The following is a 16354-nucleotide window of genomic DNA, read 5'->3' on the forward strand; positions in this document are numbered from 1 at the left end:
TAACTTCAGAAATACTCTTCAAAAATGGCATTTTTGAAGAGTATTTTTTTCGTAATCCAATCCCCGGATCAATTCATTTTATTCTCTTTTTATCCCCGGCTCACTTGAGCAGAAAAGAGGACAGAAATCAATCTTTATTTCCTGATTTTATCGGTAGTCAAAAATGACATTTTTGGGTAGCCTGTAGGCAGGAAAGTCCATACCTGCTTAACTCTCACCTTCAGCAACAGAATTATGGCTTTAGGAGCGCCTTTTCAGCATAAAAAGAATATCTGTAACACACCCTTAGCTTTCTCTTCAGCAGAAGTATTTAATTTATCAGAGAGAAAACAGCTTTTCAGTGATATCAGCGAAAGCCTGTAACTTCTTTGAACCTTCAGAAGAAAAGACATCTTAAAAAGCCTGAGAAGAGACCGAACAACTGCGCACCACCCTCTCAAAAATGGCAAAAAAAAGAGCCTTTCCGAAGAAAGGCTCTTTTTATATAATATATTGGTGGTTCTTACTCCACAGTTTCTTTTTGCTTAAGCTTTCTTTTCTTAGTCTCCTTATTAAAGGTATCGTAAGTAATAGGAGTTGCAATGAAGATAGAAGAGTATGTACCCACTATCACACCTACAATAAGAGCAAACATGAATCCTCTAATGCTTTCCCCTCCAAAGATGAAGATCGCAAGAAGTACTACAAGTGTAGTTAAAGAGGTGTTCACTGTACGACTAACCGTACTGTTGATCGCTGCATTGATTGCATCTTTCTTGGTCCATGAAGGATGTTCATTGAAGAACTCCCTGATCCTGTCAAAGATTACCACGGTATCGTTAAGCGAGTAACCTACCACCGTAAGGATCGCAGCAATAAACGCCTGGTCGATCTCCATGTTGAAAGGCATGAACTTATAAGTAAGGGAGAATACACCCAATACTATCAGGACATCGTGAATAACTGCAACCACAGCCCCCAAGGAGAACTGATATTTTCTAAACCTCAATAGGATGTACAGGAAGATCACTAAAAGAGATCCAAGTACCGCCCAAATAGAGGCCTGCTTAATATCATCTGCTATAGAAGGACCTACTTTAATAGACTGCATGATACCAATCTCTCTCTCACCTTCACCTCCAACTGTAAAGTCTTCGTAAGTTGTTCCTTCAGGCAGGTAAGACTGCACAGCAGCAAAAAGCTTCTGAGTAATTTCTTCATCTACCTCACTGCCTTCTTCTTCTACCTTATATTTTGTAGTGATCTTGATCTGGTTTGCTGCTCCAAAGGTCTTGGCACTGGCACTTCCAAATTCGGTCACAAGCTCATCTTCAAGTTCGGTAGGATTTACAGCCTTATCAAATCTTACTGTATAACTTCTTCCTCCAACAAAATCAACACCCTGGTTCAATCCCTGAGTGAAAAGAGAACCTAAACTCACAAGAAGGAATACTCCTGAAACCACATAGAATGTTTTTCTCTTTTGCAGGAACTTAATGTTCAAACCAGAGAAAAGATTTTTAGTAACCCCTGTAGAGAATTCAAGACTCTTATTCGGGTTCTTGGCATAGTTGTCAATAAACAATCTTGTAATAAAGATCGCTGTGAAAAGCGAAGTTGCAATACCTATTAATAAAGTCGTGGCGAAACCTTTGATAGGTCCTGTTCCAAGAACCAATAGGATCAATGCCGTAAGACCGGTTGTAATATTCGCATCAAGAATTGAAGAAAGTGCATTACTGAAACCATCTCTAATGGCATCTTTTTGAACCTTCCCTTTCGCATATTCTTCCCGTATACGTTCAAAGATAAGCACGTTCGCATCTACCGACATACCAATGGTAAGCACGATACCGGCAATACCAGGTAATGTAAGTACTGCCCCAAGGCCTGCGAGTACACCAAAAATGAAAAGGATGTTAACTACAAGAGCGATATCGGCGAAGATACCGGCTTTTCCGTAGTAGAAGATCATCCATAGCAATACAAGAATTAAAGCAATAGCGAATGACATGATACCGCTATCAATTGCTTCCTGCCCAAGTGACGGACCTACGATCTCACTCTGTACAATATCTGCGGAAGCAGGCAGTTTACCCGCACGCAATACGTTTGCTAAATCCTGCCCTTCGGTAATAGAGAAATCTCCTGTGATCTCACTTCTACCACCTGAAATTCCTCCTGCCTGAGATACACCTGGCGCAGAATAAACCACATTGTCAAGAACAATAGCTATCTGGCTTTGATTTTCAGCAGCAAGAGCGGTCATCTCTTCCCAGGTCTTGGCACCTTTTCCGTTCATTTGCATAGTCACTGCAACTCTACCTACCTGATCGTAAGCCTGGGTAGCATCTGTGATCACACTACCAGATAATGGAGGCTCATTTTGTCTATTTCCTCTTATTGCGTATAGAGGGGCAACCTCGGCATCTTCCTCGGTAATTCCCCATACGAATTTTGTGTAGCGCTGCTCGCCTTCAAGAAGATTGCGCACCTGCGGCATATTAAGATACTGTCTAACTTTTGCAGTATCTGCGATATTAAATGTAGCCAGTACCGGCCCTCCCTGGAAACCAGGAGAAGCCATTAAGTCAAATAAAGGATTATTTTGTTCAGCTACCTGTGCAGTATCACTTGCCGATTCTAAAAGAGCATCGATCTCATCCTGCCCAGCCTGTGCAGTATCTACATCGGCTTCTGCAGTCTCTGCAGCTTCCTCTACCTCTATTTGCTTAAGCAGGTTATTTGCCTGCACAAAGAAGTTTTGGAATTCATTGCTCTTATAAACATGCCAGAACTCTAACTGAGCTGTACTCTGTAAAAGGTCCTGTACACGTTGAATTTCTTTAGCTCCCGGTAATTCAACAAGAATTCTTCCTGAAGATCCAAGACGCTGAATATTGGGTTGAGTAACCCCGAATTTATCGATACGTTTTCTAAGTACTTCAAACGCCGAAATAATAGATTCATCAATTTTTCTTCTAATGATAGGCTTTACCTCCTCATTAGTCATTTCAAAATTGATCTCATCGCTAAGATTTCTATTTGCAAAAATATCGGGAGAAGCAAGGCGCGCATCTGGAATCTCTTCAAAAGCTTCAAAGAAAAGGTCAAGATAGTTCTCCTGACTTGTTTTTTGAGCTTCGTCTGCTCTTAACAGCGCCTGGTTGAAAGCAGGATCTTTACTGTTATTGGCCAATTCCCGAAGGATATCTTTAACCGAAATCTGGAGAATTACGTTAATACCTCCTTTTAAGTCAAGCCCCTTGTTAAGCTCTTTTTCCTTAGCCGAATTGTAGGTGATTCCAAGAAAAACCTCTTCATTCCCAATGGAATCAAGATACCTTTGTTCTGCTCTTTCCCGCGCTGTAATGTAACCATCTACACTCTCGGGGACTTCCTGCTGTGCAAATTCTTCGGCATCTCCCTCAATGTTGCCAGCAATAAAGGTGAAAGACAACTGGTAGATACATACCAGGGCAAACAAAATTGCAAATACCTTGATTATTCCCTTGTTCTGCATTATTCTTTAATTTATGTTCATTTTTTAAAAACGGACAAATATAGGTTTTCAAGATAGAAATCCCAATTATATTTTTTGAAAAAATTAACTTTTAAAACCAAAAAAAGAAGCTTTCCAAGAGCACCTTACAATGGGAGGTTTCACCACGCCAATTCACTGTCGCGATGAAAGTTCCCCTCAAAAATGGCACTTTTGAGAAGCTTCTTTAAAAAATTTATTTGATCCTGATTTATTTCACCTCAAGAAGATCGTTGGTTTTTGAAACCCCTGATGCACTTTCTTTAAGTTTAGCTTTTTCTGCCTCGTCAAGTTCTACTTCAACAATTTTCTCGATCCCATCTTTACCAAGAATCACAGGTACTCCAATACAAAGATCGTTAAGCCCATATTCCCCCTCTAAAAGGGCAGAACAAGGGAACATTTTCTTCTGGTCACAAGCAATTGACTGTACAAGTGAAGAAACAGCAGCTCCTGGTGCATACCATGCACTGGTGCCAAGCATTTTAGTAAGAGTTGCTCCTCCTACCTTAGTATCTTCAGAAATCTGGTTGATGCGATCTTCAGAAAGGAATTCTGAAACAGGTACAGAGTTACGGGTGGCAAGTCTTGTTAAAGGCACCATTCCGGTATCGCTGTGACCACCAATAACCATACCGTCAACATCTGACGATGGGCAGTCAAGAGCTTCACTAATTCTGTATTTGAAACGGGCGCTATCTAAAGCTCCACCCATTCCTATAATTTTATTCTTTGGAAGTTTAGTGGTTTTGTGCACCAGGTAAGTCATGGTATCCATAGGATTACTCACCACTATCAAGGTAACATTGGGAGAATGCTTCAGAAGGCTTTCAGATACCGATTTTACGATATCGGCATTGATCCCAATCAATTCTTCGCGGGTCATCCCAGGTTTACGTGGCACTCCACTGGTAATTACAGCAATGTCTGAATTTGCTGTTTTAGAATAGTCATTTGTACTTCCGGTAATTTTAGTATCGAATCCAAGAAGGGAAGCAGTTTGCATGAGATCCATGGCCTTACCTTCGGCATAATCTTCTTTGATATCAATTAGAACTACTTCGGAAGCAAAATTTTTAATGGCGATATATTCCGCGCAGCTGGCTCCAACAGCTCCGGCACCTACTATAGTAACTTTCATTGTGAGTTAGTTTGATTAATAGTCCTGCTAAAGTACGAATTTCACAGGATTTTTCTCTCAAAAAAAGCCGGAAAAAGCTGTGATTATATACCTACAGAAAGACCTAAATTAGCATTAAAAAATTCTCCTGCCGTCATCATTGCGCTCAGTCTAAACCGGCTAAAATAAAGGTTCAAACCAAGATCACCTTTAAGCTGGGTCTGCCCTCCTTCTATCTCTCCAAGTTCCTGGTTTACACGAGGCAACGCAATACCGTCTCCTCCCATTTCATAATCAAAATTAGAGTTCATCACTCCTGCTGCAGCAAAAACTTCTAAATTATTCCATCTTTTGGAACCTATAACTTCAGCCAGGAAAAGGTTAGCATCTACAACAATGTGGTTCATCGTTAAGAAATTCTGAACCGAAATGGGATCAAATTCATAATCTACATTTAACTTGCTGTAAGAAGCCCCTACAGCTAACTGAAAACCTTCGGAATACGCATTCCTGAAATACTGACTAAGACTATGCTTTGCACCTATACCGTAAGTACTGGCAGAAACACCATCAATGGTAACTTCAGGCATTGCACGTACGGTAATTTCTGTACCTGCAGACACTCCTACAGATGCCTGTAAAAAAGCATGAGGCACATAATCTCTGTTGATACCATCAATTCCTTTGAACCGAACCGCTTCAGTAAGCACTCCACCTGTAATCGGGTTTTCAAAAGTGACATCTCCAACAAAATATTCTGATGTACTACCTCCAAATGCTGTAGGAAAAGTAGCAGAAGTGACCCCTTCCATTTCAAGCAATTCAAGATCGCTATTACTAAGGTTGAACGATTTTTTATCATTGGGCACAAAAAGAGCATTTCCATGCACCGAAACTCTAAAGCCCCATTTCTCAAGGGCTGCAGCCGAACTGAACCACCCGGCACCGGCCTGGTAAGAAGCTCCATCGGCAGCAGGTTGCGCAAAATTTTGGGCCAACACAAGCATATCGTTAATAAACAGCTGAGAATTATCTTCGGTTTGAGCAACTAAGGCAGATGGCAGAAGAAAAACAAGTAAGAGATAGGAAAGTTTTTTCACAATATTGGGTTTTGTAATCAGGTAAAAATAGCAAAAAAAGTATAGCTTGTTCAGCAGATTGCACCAAACAAAAAACCCTACTAAAAAGCAGGGTTTTTCAATTTATATAAAGCTTGTTTAAGCATCAATATTTGCATAAACAGCATTCTTCTCAATAAATTCTCTACGAGGTGGCACTTCATCTCCCATCAACATAGAGAAGATCCTGTCGGCTTCCCCTGTGTTATCAATAGTGACCTGGCGAAGAGTTCTGAATTCAGGATTCATTGTAGTATCCCACAACTGCTCTGCATTCATCTCACCCAAACCTTTGTAACGCTGAACGCTCACACCTCCACTAAAGGAATTGGCAATCTCATCACGCTCCTTATTATTCCATGCGTATCGCTTTTTACTTCCTTTCTTAATAAGGTAAAGTGGCGGCGTAGCAATGTAAACGTGGCCTGCTTCAATTAATTCTTTCATATACCTAAAGAAGAAGGTAAGAATCAATGTTGCAATGTGACTACCATCAACATCGGCATCACACATGATCACGATTTTGTGGTACCTCAGCTTTGTAAGATTCAGCGCTTTACTGTCTTCTTCTGTACCAATAGTAACTCCCAGAGCAGTATAGATGTTCTTGATCTCTTCGTTTTCAAAAACCTTGTGGCTCATGGCTTTTTCAACATTAAGGATCTTACCCCTTAGCGGTAAAATAGCCTGAAAATGACGGTCACGACCTTGCTTGGCCGTTCCTCCCGCCGAGTCTCCCTCTACGAGGAACACTTCACTCTCATGCGGATCTTGCGAAGCACAATCTGAAAGTTTTCCGGGTAATCCACCCCCGCTCATCACGGTTTTACGCTGCACCATTTCACGGGCCTTCTTAGCCGCATGACGTGCCTGCGCCGCAAGGATCACCTTTTGAACAATGGTTTTTGCATCATTCGGGTTTTCTTCAAGGTAATTTTCGAGCATTTCAGAAACTGCCTGAGAAACCGCAGCAGTCACTTCCCTGTTCCCGAGTTTGGTCTTGGTTTGACCCTCAAACTGAGGCTCTGAAACTTTTACTGAAACAATAGCCGTCAATCCTTCCCGGAAGTCATCTCCCGAAATCTCAAACTTCAGCTTATCGAGTAGTCCCGAAGCATCTGCGTATTTTTTTAATGTAGTAGTAAGCCCTCTTCTGAAACCAGCAAGGTGAGTTCCTCCTTCGTGGGTATTGATGTTGTTAACGTATGAGTGAAGATTTTCGTTGAAGGAAGTGTTGTAAACCATCGCAACCTCAACCGGGATATCATTCTTCTCTCCTTCAATAGCAATTACTTCGCTAATGATAGGCTCCCTGGTGCCATCAAGAAATTTTATAAATTCCTTTAGACCTTCTTCAGAATGAAAAACTTCCGCTACGAACTCTCCCTTGTCATCTTTTTCCCTACGGTCTGTAAGCGTAATAGTGATCCCTTTGTTCAGGAAGGCGAGTTCACGCATCCTGCTGGCAAGGGTATCATAGCTATACTCTGTAGTTTGCTGAAATATGGTAGCATCCGGCTTAAAGGTCACGATAGTACCATTAAGATCTGTAGTTCCTACCGATCTTACCGGATAAACAGGCTTACCTTTTTCATACTCCTGCTCCCAGATAGTTCCATCACGGTAAACAGTGGCTTTAAGTTGATCTGAAAGTGCATTCACACAACTCACCCCTACCCCGTGAAGCCCTCCGGATACTTTATAGGAATCTTTATCAAATTTCCCTCCTGCTCCAATCTTGGTCATAACAACCTCAAGTGCAGATACGCCTTCTTTCTTATGTAAATCTACAGGAATACCACGACCGTTATCCTCTGTAGTAATAGAATTGTCTTCGTTTATGGTTACTTTAATGGTATCACAGTGACCGGCAAGCGCTTCATCAATAGAGTTATCCACCACCTCATACACCAGGTGATGCAAGCCTCTTACCCCAGTATCACCAATGTACATGGAGGGACGCATGCGCACATGCTCCATCCCCTCCAGCGCCTGGATACTGTCAGCCGAATAACTGCTTCTTTTAACCTCTTCGCTCATATTTAAATTCGTTAAAATTTTATCAATTTCTATAACGAACAAATATACCAAAATCGTGCCTGTTAAACCACTACCCTCATTGTTAAAGCCTTGAAGTTATCAACAATTTATGTGGAAAAATCCTCTCTTGTAGCGGTTTGGAGAAGAGAGACCTCAAACACTTCCCTTCCTTATTTTTACTTTCAAAATTCTGGATAAAAGTGTTTTCAGGCATTTTACACCCGGACCAAAATTTACAGATTTATTCACAATTGTAGCGCACCATTATTCACGGCTAAATGATGAACCTTAAAAACCAAGAAATGAGCATTTTAATTTCTCATCTTTTTAACCGGATTTAAAGAAAACCTTAACTAATTATTATTCAGCATGGTTTATATTTAACCCATAATTCAAAAACACAAGAAATGAAGAAATATTTTATAATGTTTGCAGTTATGGCGGGGTCACTCACCATGCAATTATATGCTCAGGACACTACGGAAACTTTAAAAGATAATGACGGGCCCAACTTTTCAAAACTTGATGTGAGCCCAATGGATGTCGCTTTATTTAGAGGGGAAAACAATGAACCTATGGCCAGAGTTCTTTACAGCCGGCCTCAAACCCGCGATCGTGAAGTCTTCGGAAAATTGGTTCCTTTTGGCGAAGTTTGGAGAACAGGTGCCAATGAAGCCACCGAAATTACGCTTTACCAGGACCTCATGGTAGCTAACAAAACTATCAAAAAGGGAACTTACACCCTTTTTACCATTCCAAAAGAAAACGAATGGACAATCATTCTTAACAACAGCACAAATATTTGGGGAGCATACGACTATCATGTAGAAAAAGATGTTGCCCGTATCACTGTACCTGTAAGAAAATCACCTGTACCCATTGAAGCGTTATCAATGAGCTTTGCAGAATCTAATGAAGGCGCAAACTTGTTTATTGGCTGGGATGACCGCTATGTACAAATCCCATTCAAGCAACCAAAGTAAGAAATAACAATACAGGAAAAATATAATCTAAAAACGCCATTTTTGAAAGGGCGTTTTTTTTATGGAATGTTCAGGTATTTATGTGTTTGCAGCGACACCTTCCACCTGGGGTTCTGCATGACGTATTCTACAATTAGAGGCATCATCTTTTCCCGGTTGCTCCATTCGGGTTGTAGATAAAGGATACAATTCTCATTAACCTGCGCCGCCTGTTCCTCGGCAAACTGAAAATCATGTTTATTGAAAATTATCACCTTCAGCTCATTTGCAATTTGGTAGATCTCTGAAGTAGGAAGCTTGATTTTTTTCGGGGAAAGGCAAATCCAGTCCCATGTTCCAGTTACCGGGTATGCTCCCGAAGTCTCAATATGGATCTTTGCTCCTTTTTCCTTTAAACTACTGGTAAGCGGCTCCATATTCCAGGTAAGAGGCTCACCCCCGGTGACCACCACTGTCTTACTATGTTTTACAGCATTGCCAACAATAGTGTCAACTCCTGTTGGAGGGTGCAGCTTCGCATTCCAGCTTTCCTTAACATCACACCAGTGACAACCCACATCGCAGCCGCCTACACGTATAAAGTAAGCAGCAGTTCCCTTGTGAAAACCTTCTCCCTGAATGGTATAAAATTCTTCCATTAGCGGCAGCATCTTTCCCTGCTCCACCAGCTCGTTCATTTCCTGTTCTTTCATAAGCGGCAAAGGTACATAAAAACAGGATTTAGCAACCGGCATTAGATAACCAAATTCAATCTATTCCGGCAACCGATTTATTCTTTAAAACCTAATTCCGAATAATGAACCCATTCCTAAAATTGGAAGCCTCTCCATCAAGAGGAACAACAAATCCGTTAATGACTGCATAATGTGGTTTTCCTGCTTTTGTCAAGAAGAAAGTTGGGTTCATTCCCACCTTTATTTCTTCTGAAACTTTAAAATTTTGGCCTACCACTACAATTGGATAATTAAAATAGCTTCTGTCTTTTGGCAGGTTTTGAACCCTTACATAAGCTACGCCTTTTGAATGAAGATCTGAAAAATTCAACTTTTCCATAGCATCGAGATTGGGCAAAACTTCGGCATAGATTTTCCCAGGTTCAAAATCGAATCCTGAAGCATCCAGGGTATTATACCCGAAATTTGTTGAGAGATCCCCCTGATCTGCAATATAGCTTCTGTAAAAGAGTTGCTTTTCATTTTGCGAGTAAACTTCAGAATGATTTATTCCTAAGTCAAGAATGTATTGCTCTCCAAAAAGGGCATATTGCAAGCCCTTTATTTTGAGATCATAAAGTTTGCTGTCATTTTCAGGAATTTTGCTGTAATCGGCAATAGCCATAGACTCATATTCTTCTTTAGCAACAGAAAAGATGGCTGATAAAATTGTTAAGAAGTTCAATTTTCTAATTTCCTGTTTTTCCGGATCTCCTGGGAAGCCCCCAGATTCTATCAAAACAGTGCTGGTTCCCCATTTCTGAATATTGTCTCCAAAAGCCCGTGGTTCAAAATCATCATTGTACCTGCCTACATTTCCCGGAGCATATTCCTGCAGAAGTTGATTCATTTGAACAATAAGTTTCATAGCATTTCCACGAACATCATTAATAGATTTCTCATAGTTATAAGCAGGTGCCAAAAATGAGATTGTAGCCGGGTTTTCTGAACCCTCTGTATTGTAATACCTGCTTTGATCATGAAGATTAAATCCAAAGTCGGCTTCCAGGCTATCTCTAACCCGTTTTAAGGTCTTTGCTTCAGGTGATTGCAAACGCAAAGCATCGCGATTAACATCAATACCTAAAGAGTTTCTACGCTGAAATACCTCAGCTCCATCGGGATTGAGCATTGGCAGAAAATGTAATTTCACCTTCTTCAACATTGCTTCTTTTTCCTTCTGAAAGGAATCATGTGCGAGAAAATTGAGAATGTCAAAAACGGCCATTGTTGCCGTAGATTCATCGCCGTGCATCTGCGACCATAAAAAAACATCAGTTTCTCCTGAACCGACACTTATCAAATATAGGTTTCTGCCTTCTATTGACGTACCTACCTGATCAACTTTAAACAGATCGTCATTTTGCCATTTTTGAATGACAGGCATGATATCATTATGTTTAAAACGCCTTTCTTCAAAACCTGGTTCTTTATAATCCTGGTAATGATCTACAATTTCACGAACCAGAGAAAAGGTTTTATCGGGTGCAGGAGTGGGAACCGGTTTAAAAGCAAGATCGGCAGTAGCGCCCCTTACCTTTTCCATAAAATCATCTCCCGGATCTGATTTCTGAGTTCGGTAACCGGCATCTTTTTCAAGCCACAATTCGTGATCTTCAAACCTGGTGTATTCGTGATGACCAATTACGTACTCAATGTCATATTTTGTTTTTAGATATCTTACCAGCCAGATGTTTGCTTCAAGTTGAGCCTGAGTTAGCGGGGTCCCGGGAGTGCCTCCAACATTCTCCACTCCTATTGCTGTATGGTTTAATCCTATTACATGTCGCCCCATTATGGTTTCGGGCATTAGACGATAGATCGTTCCATCTCTGTCAACAAGAAAATGGGTGGAAACATTTAAGTCACTCGCCCCGGAAATTGCTGTTCTGCTGCCGGGAAGGTGAGGGTCTTTAAAGGCTGCAAAAGATCTTTCCAGGGTAGGAATAGCTGTCCAGTGAAGTACTACCATTTTAGGATCAATAGTGGGATCTTCCTTTTCAAGACCATACCTATCTTTCATATAAGCCAAACTTAGCGCCTCCCGTTCTTCATTGAAAACAATAGGTTTATCTATAATTCGGGAAGTACTTGTACCGGCAGTACCACAGGAAAGCAGTAAAAGGGAAACAAAAAGAACGAACGGGTGTCTCATAGTATGTAAAAAATAAAATCTCCCGACAATATCGGGAGATTTTAAGAATTATGGGAATGGATTTTTATTCATCCCACCATACAGTACCATAAATAGAATCTTCCCCTCCAAATTGTCGTTCTACAGCCTCATTAAAATTATCGGCGTTGTTGAAATCTTCGGTATCGGGGTAAGCAAGTCGGGTTGGCACCGGACGTCCTTCGGGCTGAACAAAATCATCTGGAAAACCTGTTCTTCTCCATTCGCTCCAGGCTTCGTACCCATTCATAAATAAATGGATCCAACGTTGTTCTGAAATTCTCTCTAATGCATTAGAGGGATCAAAAGCAACTTCAGGCTGACTTATAAATTCATCTACACCTTCAGTTGAACCTGTCCACTGAAGAATAGATTTTTCTATTGCCATGTTATAGTAAGTTTCAGCATCTTCGGTTATCCAGTCTCTTTCCGCAGCTTCAGCAATAGCGAACAACACCTGAGGGTACGTTACCAAATAAACAGGAGCATCCTGGGCGGTAATATCAGACCCCAGCAATGAATATTCTTCAGTCCCTATAGCTTCAGTCTCACCATACGGCATACCAATAAACTCCCCGGTTTCACGTGCAGGATTTCCATACACTTCAAGACGGGGATCACCAACCGGTTTCATATCTTCAACCAAGTTAACCGTAAGAGCCCACCACTCCCGATTGCTTTCTACTACCTGATCATACCAGTAGTTTTGATTGTTAGCATCGGCTAAGTGCTGAAAGACCAGGCTATCATCATTCGAGTTCATCACCCCATCGGAAATCGCAGCATTAAACTCATTCTGCGCCCATTGAGGATCTACTTCAGAAAGACGAAGAGCCATTAACAATCTTAGCGAATTACCCAACTTTTTCCATTTCTCCATATTGCCACCATAGACGAGGTCATTATCAATATCACCTGAGACTATTTGATTATTGGCCTCTTTTAGTAGCGCAAACAAATTTGAATAAATAGACTCCTGGGTGTCATATGCGGGGGTGAAATTATTATTCCCCTGCAAAGCTTCAGTGTAAGGCACATCACCCCATCTATCGGTTAGATTCCAGTAAAAATAAGCTTTCAAAATTTTTGCCACAGCAAGCTGGTTAGCAACCGGACCTTCAGCAGCATTTAAATCTTCTTCAGAATTTAAAACGGTCTCGAGGTTCATAAGCGGCCCCTCATAGAACCAGTAAAAGTTTGTGGAACCTTCGGGGTATAAAGATACCCCCACGTACTGGGTCTCTGCTAAGTATTGGGCCAGAAACTCTCCCTGTGGGGAAGAACTTAAAGATGGAAGATATAATTGGGCGTTGGCAATTAATTGTGTTCCCGATGCTTCACCCGGTATGTTTGGGTTCACATTAATATCTTCGTCAAATTCGCTACATCCTAGCAAGCTAAGATTGCAAAATAATAAGATGATAATATATTTTTTCATAATTCGTTTTTTAGAAAGTAATGTTTACGTCTACGCCAATTGATCGTACTGACGGTAATTGACCTGATTCGTACCAGCTAATTGATTGGGCTCCCGTAGAAATCGCAGAGGGGTCAATACCTTCTGGCGCTTCCTGCCAAATCATAAATGGATTTTGGGCAATCACTGCTAATTGTACACTCTCTACAGGAAAATTGCCCAGGATCTCTTTGGTAAGATTGTAACCCAGTCTCAATTCTTTCATTTTTACGTAAGAAGCGTCAAAAAGCCACTCTTCGTAGATTCGTCTTCCCAATACATTCCTGTAATAGCTTCGGGCATTGACATAAGCACTTACAGGTTCACCTGTAGCAGCAGAAATTCCCTCTACCTTTACACCACCGCCCTGGTCTAATGGATCCCTTACATTTGCACCTCTATCGTTCATTGCAACGGTTACGGGATCCTGTCCGGTTCTTACAGCTAACATTTTTGAACGGCTAAAGAACTGCCCGCCGCCCTGGAACTCGATCATTCCTGAAAGTCTCCAGTTTCCGTAGCTAAATGTATTGGAGAAGCCTCCCGTAAAATCTGGAAGCACACTCCCAAAATTATGGGTTTCATCTGTATAAAGCGGCATATTGTCATCACCTAAAAGTATTTGCCCTGTCGCTTCATCTCTTTGATAAGCTGTACCTACAAGACTTCCAAAAGGTTTCCCTTCATAAGAATTAAGGTAGCTCGTCACACTGGAGTAGGTTGTGGAAGAATAAGTATACACATCAATACCAGGCGCTAGTTCTACTACCATACTTTCGTTACTCGCGAAATTAAGATTGGTGTCCCAGAAGAATATTCCAGTTTCGATAGGCCTGGCATTTATCGCCACCTCAACACCTTTATTTTCAATTAAACCTGCGTTGATTGTAGTGGAACCATAACCACTGGCCCCTGAAACATCAAGGTTAATAATCTGGTTCTTGTTCTTTTGTTCATAATAAGTAAAATCAATTCCCAGCCTGCTGTCGAAAAATCTTAAATCGAGCCCAAGCTCGTATGAATGAGCAAAGGACGGCTCTATATTTGGGTTATTCAGATTATCTGGAACAAACAATGTATTGGTACCTTCATACACTGTTCCCACTCCAAAGCCCATTGTTGTTTCATAAGGAGAAAGATCAGATCCTGCCTGTGCATAACTGGCTCTAACTTTTGCAAAGCTTAAAGGTTCCCAATCTAAAAATTCGCTAAAAATCACACTCCCCGAAATGGAAGGATACCAGTAGGAATTATTATCTTCAGGAAGGGCCGAAGAATTATCATTTCTCAAGGATGCATCTACAAAAAAAGTATCTGCGTATCCTAAAGAAACAAGACCAAACAAACTCCTCACCTGCTTTCTTAGCAGATAATTAGATGTTTCAGGACGATCTATCGAGGCATCAATATTATAAAAACCTGGCGAAGAAAGACCGCCTACAGTTGCCATGGTTAAATAGGTGTAGTTCCTATTCCAGATATTTCCTCCCAAACTGGCATTAAGTGATAAATCTCCCCACTCTTCATCAAATTGAGCAAGAAATTCATAGTTGAATTCTTTGTTCTGAAATTTTCCGATATAAAAAGATGGAAGGCTTTTACCTCCAAAGGCAGTACGCTCCTGAATGTTTTGGGTATAAAGATCCCCTCTTATGTGTCCACTCAAACTAAGGTTCTCCAAAACCTGAAAAGTTACTCCCACATCTCCAAAAAACCTATCCCGGTTATCCTGACTAAGATTCTCGTAGGCATTAAAGAATGGATTATTCCAGTACAAAGGATCAAAATCAGTAACTTCTCCTGTTTCAGAACTTGGCCTGCTAAGATTCCAGTGAAGGTAAGTTCCATCTTCATATTGATAGTCCCGCAATCTATTCATATCCACGTTACGCTGAAACCATTGTACGAGATAATTAGCCCCAAACTCTGATCCCTGTCCCGGGCGCTGCGCATCATTACGGGCAAATGTAAAATTGGTTGAAACATTTATTTTGTCAACTACATCGGCATCGGCATGAACAGTAAGGTTGTTTCTATCTAAATGTGTATTTGGCTCTACACCTTCAATTTTTGTATCATTCAGACTAATTCTGAAGTTGATCTTTTCTCCCCCACCGGCAACCGATACAGTATTATTAAAAGTGTAACCGGTTTCATAGAAATCCTTGATATTATCTGGATGAGGCACAAAAGGAGTTAATTGTCCATAGGTAGGGTCTTGAGGGTAAAAACTGAAAACCTGCCTTACCATTGTCCCGTCCATTCTAGGCCCCCAACTTTCATCAACAGATATATCTACATAGGGATCTCCATTGGGAAGTGTTCTAAAATCTAAACTAGACCCTCCTCCATACATGTTCTGTAAGGGCATAAAATCATAAGTTGACTGCACTGAAAAAGTGGAATTAGCCTGCACCGTAAATTTTTCGGCCGCACCTTTTTTTGTGGTGATCATAATAACGCCATACTGTCCACGAATTCCGTATAAAGCTGAAGCTGCAGGCCCCTTTAGCACATTCACAGATTCAATATCGGCAGGGTTCACGTCCTGCCCCAGGTTTCCGTAATCGGCACCTGCACTCCCTGCAAAATTGGCATTTGAAATTGGCGTACCATCAATCACTATTAAAGGCTGGTCTCCTCCTCCTATGGAATTTACTCCTCTAATTTTGATTTTTTGAGTACCTCCCATACTTGCTCCCGATGATCCGGTAACCTGTACTCCAGCAACTCTTCCACCCAGGGCTCCAATAACATTTTGATCTTTGGCAACTGTTAGATCTTCCCCATCTACTTCCTGTGTGGCATATCCAAGGGATTTCTTATCCCGTGAAATTCCAAGCGCTGTTACCACCACCTCATCGAGGGCCTGGAGATCGGCTTCCAGTTGTACATTCATCTGGTCGTTTGCGCCCACATTACGTTTAACTGTTTTGTAACCAATAGAAGAGAAGCTAAGCACATCTCCGGTTTCTGCTTTAATAGAAAAATTCCCATCAAAGTCTGTCACAGTACCTTTATTAGTACCTTCAATAATAACGTTTACACCGGGAATCGGCATACTCTTTTGAGCACTGGTCACCGTACCCGAAATCACCCTTTCCTGGGCCTGTACATTCATGAACTGCAAAAGGGCGATCAGGAATGAAAACAGTGTGATTTTGTTTCTCATTTGTTTGGTTTTTGAGTTAAAAATTGATGAAAAGTTATTAAATTTTTTCACGTTTCAAT

The 16354-nt window shown here is 41.1% G+C and carries 9 protein-coding genes; 1 reads left to right on the forward strand and 8 read right to left on the reverse strand.

All coding sequences use genetic code 11. The features are described 5' to 3' along the window. Positions 1–502: 502 nt before the first annotated feature. The 4 genes from secDF to gyrB form a co-directional block, all read right to left on the reverse strand. Entirely contained in the window at positions 503–3502 is a 3000-nt protein-coding gene (gene secDF / locus ACQ93I_RS16170; protein WP_431699426.1) for a protein translocase subunit SecDF, read from the reverse strand. Between the two features lie 229 nt (positions 3503–3731). After that, on the reverse strand, positions 3732–4661 hold the full coding sequence (gene mdh, locus ACQ93I_RS16175) for a malate dehydrogenase (protein WP_431699427.1): 930 nt from the start codon (positions 4659–4661) through the stop codon (positions 3732–3734). A gap of 83 nt (positions 4662–4744) precedes the next feature. Further along, positions 4745–5740 carry a DUF6588 family protein gene (locus tag ACQ93I_RS16180; protein WP_431699428.1) on the reverse strand — a complete coding sequence of 332 codons (996 nt, stop codon included), beginning with the start codon at positions 5738–5740 and terminating at the stop codon, positions 4745–4747. Positions 5741–5857: 117 nt separating this feature from the next. Further along, the gene (gene gyrB, locus ACQ93I_RS16185) at positions 5858–7798 is read right to left on the reverse strand and encodes a DNA topoisomerase (ATP-hydrolyzing) subunit B (RefSeq protein WP_431699430.1); all 1941 of its coding nucleotides are present in this window, start codon (positions 7796–7798) and stop codon (positions 5858–5860) included. 407 nt (positions 7799–8205) lie between these two features. On the opposite strand from gyrB, the gene ACQ93I_RS16190 reads away from it, so the two are divergent. Beyond that, positions 8206–8781: a DUF2911 domain-containing protein gene (locus ACQ93I_RS16190; RefSeq protein ID WP_431699431.1), complete on the forward strand. Its 576-nt coding sequence runs from the start codon at positions 8206–8208 to the stop codon at positions 8779–8781. A gap of 59 nt (positions 8782–8840) precedes the next feature. Here ACQ93I_RS16190 and ACQ93I_RS16195 read toward each other — a convergent pair whose 3' ends face one another. The 4 genes from ACQ93I_RS16195 to ACQ93I_RS16210 all read right to left on the reverse strand — a co-directional run bounded on the left by ACQ93I_RS16195 (position 8841) and on the right by ACQ93I_RS16210 (position 16295). Beyond that, on the reverse strand, positions 8841–9473 hold the full coding sequence (locus tag ACQ93I_RS16195; RefSeq protein WP_431699432.1) for a 7-carboxy-7-deazaguanine synthase QueE: 633 nt from the start codon (positions 9471–9473) through the stop codon (positions 8841–8843). 91 nt (positions 9474–9564) lie between these two features. Beyond that, positions 9565–11649 (reverse strand): N-acetylmuramoyl-L-alanine amidase, encoded by a 2085-nt coding sequence (locus tag ACQ93I_RS16200; RefSeq protein WP_431699433.1) that lies wholly within the window; start codon positions 11647–11649, stop codon positions 9565–9567. A 64-nt stretch (positions 11650–11713) separates the two neighbouring features. Continuing rightward, entirely contained in the window at positions 11714–13105 is a 1392-nt protein-coding gene (locus ACQ93I_RS16205; protein WP_431699434.1) for a SusD/RagB family nutrient-binding outer membrane lipoprotein, read from the reverse strand. A gap of 10 nt (positions 13106–13115) precedes the next feature. Then, positions 13116–16295, reverse strand: a complete 3180-nt coding sequence (locus ACQ93I_RS16210) for a SusC/RagA family TonB-linked outer membrane protein (protein WP_431699435.1) — start codon at positions 16293–16295, stop codon at positions 13116–13118. Positions 16296–16354 lie beyond the last annotated feature (59 nt).

Origin of the sequence: Salinimicrobium sp. WS361 (assembly GCF_050750585.1) — a bacterium.
Taxonomy (GTDB): Bacteria; Bacteroidota; Bacteroidia; order Flavobacteriales; family Flavobacteriaceae; genus Salinimicrobium.

Bases quoted from the DNA above. Each gene is read 5' to 3' on its own strand.
- secDF (WP_431699426.1), bottom strand. From the start codon at position 3,502: ATGCAGAACAAGGGAATAATCAAGGTATTTGCAATTTTGTTTGCCCTG.
- gyrB (WP_431699430.1), bottom strand. From the start codon at position 7,798: ATGAGCGAAGAGGTTAAAAGAAGCAGTTATTCGGCTGACAGTATCCAG.
- ACQ93I_RS16190 (WP_431699431.1), top strand. From the start codon at position 8,206: ATGAAGAAATATTTTATAATGTTTGCAGTTATGGCGGGGTCACTCACC.
- mdh (WP_431699427.1), bottom strand. From the start codon at position 4,661: ATGAAAGTTACTATAGTAGGTGCCGGAGCTGTTGGAGCCAGCTGCGCG.
- ACQ93I_RS16195 (WP_431699432.1), bottom strand. From the start codon at position 9,473: ATGAAAGAACAGGAAATGAACGAGCTGGTGGAGCAGGGAAAGATGCTG.
- ACQ93I_RS16210 (WP_431699435.1), bottom strand. From the start codon at position 16,295: ATGAGAAACAAAATCACACTGTTTTCATTCCTGATCGCCCTTTTGCAG.
- ACQ93I_RS16205 (WP_431699434.1), bottom strand. From the start codon at position 13,105: ATGAAAAAATATATTATCATCTTATTATTTTGCAATCTTAGCTTGCTA.
- ACQ93I_RS16200 (WP_431699433.1), bottom strand. From the start codon at position 11,649: ATGAGACACCCGTTCGTTCTTTTTGTTTCCCTTTTACTGCTTTCCTGT.